The 1,403-nt window shown below is 58.2% G+C and carries 1 protein-coding gene; it reads right to left on the reverse strand.

The genetic code is table 11. The annotated features are described in order from the left end of the window. Positions 1-9: 9 nt before the first annotated feature. Complete coding sequence (locus tag EOA19_RS34885; RefSeq protein ID WP_128306115.1) at positions 10-1,311, reverse strand: IS4 family transposase; 1,302 nt, start codon at positions 1,309-1,311, stop codon at positions 10-12. Positions 1,312-1,403: the final 92 nt, after the last annotated feature.

Consider the following 1,403-nt stretch of genomic DNA (forward strand, 5'->3'; position numbering starts at 1 on the left):
TAATGCAGTTCACTTAGGCACCTTCAGTGTTCTGACAGGATATTTGGCTGGTAGCTTTTTGACGACACGGGGGCATGATCGCCCCCGTGTTTTTGGGAGGATGAGGTCTCCCAGCCGTTGTCTTAATCGGATGAGGTGTGCGGGTAGTTTTGCTGGCGCTTCGATCGCCATCCACCCCCATTCGTGACGAATGTAGTGCAGGGCTGTGGTGAAGCTCAATTCGGTTGGCTTGACCTCGGCTTCAGAGGCAACCTCGGCCATTTCCAACCGCACCAGATTGTAAGCCAGCAAGGCTCCCCAAACTTCCTGATAAACGGTCTGCGGTGTGCCGCTGCGCAGCGTCAATTCGCTGCCAAGAAGCTCCTGCTTCAGCTCTCGATAGCTGGTTTCGATCCGCCAGCGGTCTTCGTATTGCTGCACGATCTCCTGGGCAGGATAGGCCTTCTTGTCCGTCAATGAGGTGAGCAATATTCGCTTTTGCCCATGCCGGTTGACCGTCTCGATCGCCCGAGCTTCCCAGAATGTCGGCAAGTCGGGCTCGGCCTCGCGTGCTTGCGGCGAGACTTTCATGCGCACCCGATAGTCGGTGGCGTTCTGGTCCAGGCGCTGCCATGCACTGTTGCCTTTGGCCGGCAGGAGCCAATGACGTTGCTTGCCCTTCGATTGAAGCTGCAGCAGCAGGCTGGCGCTGAAAAAGCCCTTGTCGAAGACCGTCAGGGATTGGTCCGGCACTTGGTCGAGCAAGCTCTTGGCATAGAGCATCTCATTCTTGCCGTAGATCCCAAACACCGCATCACGCACCAGGTGCGTGGCGAGCGCCGTCAGGGTCAAGAGCCGTAGCTGCGGATAACTTGCAACAGCGCCGGATGCATAGGCTTGCGCTCCAAAATGCGCGCGGTTCTCCACGCTGTCGGCGACACGCAATGTGCTGCCATCCACGGCATAGCGCGCAAGACCCCGCCAGCCTCGCCCGACTTGGTGTCGCTCGTCCCAGCACGTCGCGCTCATCGCAAACAACTGCGCCAGCGGCGCCTGGCCTAAGCGCTGGCGGGCCTGCGTCAAGGCGCTCTTGGCAATGTCCGGGTTCACCTCATCGGGCAACACCAGATCCAGATGGGCCACCACCTCAGGCATGGACTGATGACGATACAAGGAAAGCGCAATCACCAGCCAGACAACTTGCTCGGCGGGGAGCTTGCGCTTGCGGATGCTCGCCTTGCCGCTGCTGGCAAGCGCCAAGGCGATCCATTCCGGATCAATTGCACCCGAAAGTGCCGATAAATCGGCTGTATGTCCTATGCGACCTGGCATCTCAAAACACGAACAGGATGGAAACGAATCTCCATCCTGTTCGATAGGTCTTACCAGATCCTCATCCAGCCCAACTTAAGTGAACTGCATTA

This window comes from Mesorhizobium sp. M7A.F.Ca.US.010.02.1.1 (assembly GCF_004023085.1).
Classification (GTDB): domain Bacteria; phylum Pseudomonadota; class Alphaproteobacteria; order Rhizobiales; family Rhizobiaceae; genus Mesorhizobium.